Source organism: Nonomuraea candida, assembly GCF_000725485.1.
Classification (GTDB): Bacteria; Actinomycetota; Actinomycetes; order Streptosporangiales; family Streptosporangiaceae; genus Nonomuraea; species Nonomuraea candida.
In genome coordinates, this window is sequence record NZ_JOAG01000049.1 from 60,720 (window position 1) to 67,089 (window position 6,370).

Sequence of the window (6,370 nt, forward strand, 5' to 3'; positions counted from 1 at the left end):
AGAGGTGAGACGCCTGTTATGTACGGAAATAATCCCGCCTTGTCGTATAGTTAGCAAAGGTAATGACTCATGCTAACCAACACCCAGCCCAAGATGGACCTGCGCAGCGGCGCTGGTCTCGCTTCAGCCCTGCGCGTGTCACTCGCAAGGCTGAACCGACGCCTACGACGACAGGCGGCGGCGCACTCGCTGACACCCACCCAGTTCGCGACGCTCGCCGCAGTGGAACGGCATTCCGGGATAACCCCCGGCGAATTGGCCGAGCTAGAGAAGGTGCAACCGCCCTCGATGACGCGCGTGATCGCCGCGCTCGAGGAGCGCGGCCTGGTCTCGCGCACCCCGCATCCGACCGACCGGCGCCAGGTGACCGTCTCGGTGACCGAGGCCGCAGAGAAGCTGCTGAAGGAGGAGCGTCGCCGCAAGGAGGCGTGGCTGACACAGCGGTTGAAGGAGTTGTCTCCGGAGGAGCGGTCGATCCTCAGGCAGGCGGCGCCGATCCTGGAGAAGCTCAGCAAGATATAGAGCCGGAAGAACCCAGGACCGGGATGTTCCGGTCGCTCAGGGTTCGTAACTACCGCATGTTCGCCGCCGGCGGCACGGTGTCCAACATCGGCACCTGGCTGCAGCGCACCGCCCAGGACTGGCTGGTCCTCGACCTCACCGCCGGTCCGGGCAACGCCCACGGCAGCGCGGCGGCGCTCGGCACGGCGACCGCGCTGCAGTTCCTGCCGATGTTGTTGTTCGGCATGTTCGGCGGCGTGCTCGCCGACCGCTATCCCAAGCGTCCCATCCTCATCGTCGCCCAGACGATGATGGCCGGGCTCGCGCTCACCATCGGCATCCTGACGATGACGGGCTCGGCCCAGGTCTGGCACGTGTACGTGATGGCGTTCCTGCTCGGCATGATCTCCTGCGTGGAGGTGCCGTCGCGGCAGGCGTTCGTGGTCGAGATGGTCGGCCGCGACGACCTGCCCAACGCGATCGCGCTGAACAGCTCCATCTTCAACCTGGCCCGCGTGGTCGGCCCGGCGCTCGCCGGCGTGCTGATCTACGTGCTGGGCGGGACCGGCCCGATCTTCCTGATCAACGCGCTGACCTTCGGCGGCGTGATCTCCAGCCTGGTCTTCATGCGCAAGTCCGAGCTGAGCCCGGCCGACCCCGTCCCCAGGGCCAAGGGCCAGCTCCGCGAAGGGCTGAGGTACGTCCTCCAGCGCGAGGAGCTCCTCATGCCGGTGCTGCTGATCGCCTTCGTGTCGATGTTCTCGCAGTCGTTCTCGATGTCGATCGCGCTGATGGCGCGCGAGACGTTCGGGGCGGGGGCGTCGTCGTTCGGGCTGGCCTCCAGCATGTTCGCGGTGGGGGCGCTCGCCGGGGCGCTGCTGGCGGCGCGCCGGGTGCGGCTGTCGCGGAAGATGCTCTTCGCCGGGGCGATCGGATTCGGGCTGTTCCAGATCGCCACCGGGCTGGCCCCCTTCTACCCCGCCTACCTGCTGCTGCTGATCCCGACCGGGATCGCGCTGATCACCATCAACACGGCCGCCAACGCCAGCGTGCAGATCGCCACGTCCCCCGAGATGCGGGGCCGGGTCATGGGCATCTACATGCTGGTGTTCACCGGTGGGGCGCCGCTGGGGGCGCCGCTGATCGGGTGGCTGTCCGAGCTGGGCGGACCCCGGACGGGCGTGATCCTGTCCGGCGTGCTGGTGCTGGCCGGCACGGGCCTGGCGGTGCTGCTGACGCGGATGATCAGCTCCCGGGTGGGGAAGCCGGCGCTCGCGGCCGCATGAGTCATGAGCCGCGCGCCGGCCGCGCCGTCGTCGCGGGCCGCCGACGGGCGCTCCCCGGGAGACCGGTGGGCGCCCGCTCTCCCCGCCGGGACGCGGGCGGGTGAGGCGGTGTGAGGGGCGGCGGGGGGCGGGGGGAGAATCGGGTGGCATGAGGCTGTTCGCCGCTCTGGTGCCGCCCGACGAGGTGCTGGACGAGATCGCGCGCGCCATCGCCCCGCACGTCGGGCAGGTGCCGGGGCTGCGCTGGCCCGACCGGGCGACCTGGCACATCACGCTCGGCTTCTTCGGGGAGGTGCCCGAGCGGGTGCTGCCCGAGCTGGAGACGCGCCTGGCCCGCGCCGTGCGCCGCCACACGGCCATGAACCTGGCCTTTGAGGGCTTCGGGGCCTTCTCCTCCGTACGCCGCGCCCGGGTGCTCTGGGTGGGCGTCACCGGCGACTCCATGACCAGGCTCGCCGACTCCGTCAGAGCGGGCGCCCGCCGGGCCGGGGCCGAGCAGACCGACGACAAGCGCTTCCACCCGCACCTCACCCTCGCCAGGGCCAAGGTGGAGACGGACCTCCGCCCGCTGGTCGAGTCGCTGTCGGGGTTCAGCGGCTCGCCGTGGCGGGCGGAGCGCGTCCGTCTCTTCCGCAGTCACACGGGGCCGCAGGTGAGGCACGAGTCACTCGCCGAATGGGCGCTGGCACCCGCCGAGCAGGGTTAGGCTCCAGGTCGTGGATCGTCCTCGCCCCTGGCTGCTGCCCATCGTGCTCGGCCTGCTCCTGCTGATCGTGATCGTCGGAGCCGCGCTGACCTGACGCCCGCCCGAGCCCGAGGACCGGCTCACCAGGCGTAGTCCTCCGGGGCCGTGCGGTGGCCGGGGAAGATCTCGTCGAGGCGGGCCAGGGCGACGTCGTCCAGGTCGATCTCCACGGCGCGCAGGCTGCCTTCGAGCTGCGCCAGCGTGCGCGGGCCGATGATCGGCGCGGCGACCGCGCGCTGCTTGAGCAGCCAGGCCAGCGCGACGTTCGCGGGCTCCTCGCCGAGCTCGTCGCAGAACTTCTCGTACTGCTCGATCCGGTCGCGGTGCTTGTCGAGCTGCCGCAGCATGTGCTCGTCGCCCGAGCGGCCCTTGTCCGGCTTGCGCAGCACGCCGCCGAGCAGGCCGCCGGCCAGCGGGCTCCACGGGATCACGCCGAGGCCGTAGTCCTCGCACGCGGGCAGCACCTCGAGCTCGGGCGCGCGGGTGAGCAGGTTGTAGTGGGTCTGCTCGCTGACCAGGCCCGTGAACCCGCGGCGGGCCGCGCTCTCCTGGGCCTTGGCGATGTGCCAGCCCGCGAAGTTGGACGAGCCCACGTAGATGATCTTGCCCTGCTGCCGCAGGACCTCCATGGCCTCCCAGAACTCGTCGAACGGGGTGCCCCGGTCGACGTGATGGGCCTGGTAGATGTCGATGTGGTCGGTCCGCATCCGCTTCAGCGAGGCGTCGCAGGCGCGGCGGATGCTGAGCGCGGACAGCCCCCGCTCGTTGGGCCAGTCGCCCATGTCGCCATAGACCTTGGTGGCGATGACCGTGCGCTCCCGCCGCCCGCCGCCCTGCGCGAACCACCGGCCGAGGATGCCCTCGGTGACGCCCTCGCCCTTCACACCGCCGTAGACGTTGGCCGTGTCGAAGAAGTTCAGCCCCAGCTCGTGGGCCCGGTCCATGATCGCGAAGGAGTCCTCCTCCGAGGTGCGCGGGCCGAAGTTCATGGTGCCGAGACAGAGCGGACTCACCTGGAGACCGCTGCGGCCGAGTTTGACGTAGTCCATGACTCAACCCTAGGGAGCTGGAGCGCGCTCCAGGCCATAGGGTGAACTTCATGATCCAGAACGGGGCGGGGGCCGCGTCGCCGGAGCCTGGCTCACCATGATCGCCCTGCTGCGTGCGGCCGTGCCGCTCTATCTGGCGATGACCGCGGGCATGCTGGGCTCGCTGGTCGTCACCTCGGTGCTCGGCAATCATGACACGGTCACGCTCGCCGCCTTCGCCGTGGTGACCGCCGTGCTCACCCCGGCGAGCGCGGCGGTGCAGGGCGCGCTGCGCGGGCTGGGGCCGTTCGTGGCGCCCCACCGCGACGAGCCCGCGGCGGCCGTGCCGATCGTGCGGGACGCGCGCTGACTCAGCCTGGCGACGGGGACGGCCGGCGCGCTCGTCATGTTGTGCCTGCCGCTGCTCGCGGCCCTGGCCGGGGTGCCGCCCGAGGTGGTGCGGGAGATCGGCTGGCTGCCCTGCTTCCTCGCGGTCTATCTCCTGGTCTTCGCCTCCACCGGGGGCGCGAGCACCATCCTGGTCGCGCTGGGGCGCAGCCGCCACGTGTTGTGGCCGACGCTCGCCTTCGGGATCGGGCTCGGCGGCCTCACCGCCGCGCTGGTGCCCTCGCTCGGGCTGACCGGGGTGGGCATCGCCTGGGTGGTCTCGGGCGTGGTGGCGGCGGCCGTGGCCGCGGTCAGCCTGCGCCGCGCGCTCGGGCGGCCCATCGGGCAGGGGCGGCCCAGGCCGCGGGAGATCGCGAAGCTGGCGAAGGTGAGCGTCCCGCTGGCGGGGACGGTGCTCGTCAAGTTCGGGGTGCTGGGGTTCGTGACCTTCGCGGCGAGCACCACGAGCGCGCGCGACACCGCCGCCCACGCGGTGCTGACCACGCTCGCCGGGCTCATGATGATGGCCTCGCTCTCCGTCGCCCAGGCCGCGGTGCCCGAGGTGGCCCGCGCCGCCGACGCGGCGGGGGCGCGGCGGGCCCACCGGACCGCGGTCGTCCTCGCCACCATGGGCACGCTCGTGGTGGCGGGGCTGCTGCTCGGGTTCGGGGAGCGGGTGCTGGTCCTGTTCAGCGACGACCCGGCGGTGCGGGAACGGGTGCTGGCGCTGCTGCCGCTGATGCTGGCGTCGGCGCTGCTGGACGCCGCCCAGGCGGTGCAGGGCACCGGGCTCACCGCGCTCAAGCGCTCGGGCGCCGGCCTGCTCTCCTTCGCCATCGGGTACGGGCTGCTGGTCGTGGCCACCGTGCCCGTGGCCCGCGCGTGGGGGATCACCGGGTTGTGGGCGGCCATGGCGGTGGCCAACGGGCTGCTGGTGGTGCTGCAGGGCGCCGGGTTCCACCGCCACAGCGCCAGAGTCGGCCTGACCCCCGCCCCGGACGCCCCGCCCGCCCGCTGACGGCCGGGACGCCGGGATGCCGGGACGCCGGGATGCCGGGACGCCGGGACGCCGGGCCGCCCGGGCGGTGGCGGGGGCGGTGGCGCGGTGGCGGGTCGCGGCGGGGCGGCGGGTCGTGGTGGGGTCAGAAGCCGGGCAGGGCGAAGTCGCCGGCCCAGGCCCGGTGCGAGTAGGTGGCCAGCAGGCGCACCCGGCCGCTGCGCACGTCGATCGCGTACACCCGCTCGCCCATCGTCGGCGGCTCCCCCTTCTTCCACCCGCGCACCGGGTCCGCGTCGTCCGTGCCGGTCACCATCACCTCGCCGGAGCCGAGCCAGCCGCCGATCCGCCGCACCCGGAAGCCCGCGGGCGCGTCGCGGAAGCGGGCCCGGCCGAGCACCTCGCCGGTGGCGGCGTCCAGGGTGACCAGCGTGTCGTGGGCCTTGGTGACGAGTGCGTCCGAGGTCTCCGCGCCGTCGATGCAGGGCAGGACGCGCCCGTCGGGGGACAGGCCGCCGTACTGGCGTGCGTCGTCCCGGGCCGGTGAGAGCACGCTGACCCGCCCGTCCTCCAGCCGGCCCAGCCGGTCGCGGCCGTCCCTCAGGATGACGGGGGCGCCGCCGTTCCCGACCTGCTCCACGAACCAGCCCTCGGGCACCTCGGTCACCTCGGCGCTCGACATGTCCACCACGACGGCCGGCAGGCCGGCCGCGCTGACGGACAGGAAGCGGCCGTCCGGCGACAGCCGTATGAGACTGCCGCCCTTGACCATCGCCGCCCTCGGGAAGAGCCGGGGCGTCACCAGGATCGTGCCGTCGGCCAGGTCGCGTACGGCGAACCGGTCGGTGCCGGCCTGGTAGTAGGCGATCTTCCGGCCGTCGGCGGAAATGGCCAGGGGGCCGCCGGTGTTCATATAGTTGGCGGAGGTCTGCTCGGTGTAGACGCTCACCGCGTCCGGCACCCGGAAGCTCTGGCCGCCCCGCGTCACCACCTTCCACTGGGCGCACTCCTGGTCGAAGGTGTGGGTGTTCTTCCGGTGGTCCCACCGCCTGCCGCAGAAGTCGTAGTACGCGTACGCCGCGGGCTCGACGCCGCGCTCGGGCAGCACGTCCGTCACCGTGCCGGTGATCGTGTCCCGGTCGGACGGCGTGGTGAGGAACGCGGTCGCGCCGAGGGTCATCGCCACCAGCACGGCCGCCACCGAGCCGGCCACCGAGCCGACCACCGCCGCCCGGCGCCGCCGCGCCCCGCGCACGGCCCGCTCGGCGAGGCCGTCGTCCCCGTCGGGCGCCTGCGCGGCGATCCGCCGCAACTCGTCACTGAACCTGGTCACTAGGGCACCATCCTTACTGCGAGGCCCGCGTAGGGTCTTGTGGAAGGGACTCGGCGGGAGCCGGGGTGACGGCCTGGTTCGGTCGCCTGTGAA

General features: G+C 72.7%; 7 protein-coding genes. 5 read left to right on the forward strand and 2 right to left on the reverse strand.

The genetic code is table 11. The features are described from left to right. The first annotated feature begins 69 nt into the window (after positions 1–69). From IO39_RS36590 to thpR, 3 genes are all read left to right on the forward strand, one after another. Positions 70–522, forward strand: coding sequence for a MarR family winged helix-turn-helix transcriptional regulator (locus IO39_RS36590; protein ID WP_043633603.1), 453 nt, complete (start codon positions 70–72; stop codon positions 520–522). 23 nt (positions 523–545) lie between these two features. Next, positions 546–1,787, forward strand: coding sequence for an MFS transporter (locus tag IO39_RS36595; RefSeq protein WP_043633606.1), 1,242 nt, complete (start codon positions 546–548; stop codon positions 1,785–1,787). A gap of 148 nt (positions 1,788–1,935) precedes the next feature. Next, the gene (gene thpR / locus IO39_RS36600; RefSeq protein ID WP_052423826.1) at positions 1,936–2,493 is read left to right on the forward strand and encodes an RNA 2',3'-cyclic phosphodiesterase; all 558 of its coding nucleotides are present in this window, start codon (positions 1,936–1,938) and stop codon (positions 2,491–2,493) included. Positions 2,494–2,612: 119 nt separating this feature from the next. Here the strand turns inward: thpR and IO39_RS36605 are convergent, their stop codons facing one another. Continuing rightward, complete coding sequence (locus tag IO39_RS36605; RefSeq protein ID WP_043633608.1) at positions 2,613–3,581, reverse strand: aldo/keto reductase; 969 nt, start codon at positions 3,579–3,581, stop codon at positions 2,613–2,615. A 97-nt stretch (positions 3,582–3,678) separates the two neighbouring features. Here IO39_RS36605 and IO39_RS51320 point away from each other — a divergent pair, with 97 nt between their 5' ends. Together IO39_RS51320 and IO39_RS36610 are read left to right on the forward strand one after the other, a co-directional pair. Next, a complete protein-coding gene (locus IO39_RS51320; RefSeq protein ID WP_063765415.1) occupies positions 3,679–3,930 on the forward strand; it encodes a hypothetical protein in 252 nt (83 codons plus the stop codon). A 36-nt stretch (positions 3,931–3,966) separates the two neighbouring features. Next, a complete protein-coding gene (locus tag IO39_RS36610; RefSeq protein ID WP_052423827.1) occupies positions 3,967–4,965 on the forward strand; it encodes an MATE family efflux transporter in 999 nt (332 codons plus the stop codon). Between the two features lie 124 nt (positions 4,966–5,089). On the opposite strand, the gene IO39_RS36615 is transcribed toward IO39_RS36610, so the two are convergent. Beyond that, a complete protein-coding gene (locus IO39_RS36615) occupies positions 5,090–6,277 on the reverse strand; it encodes a hypothetical protein (RefSeq protein ID WP_043633610.1) in 1,188 nt (395 codons plus the stop codon). Positions 6,278–6,370: the final 93 nt, after the last annotated feature.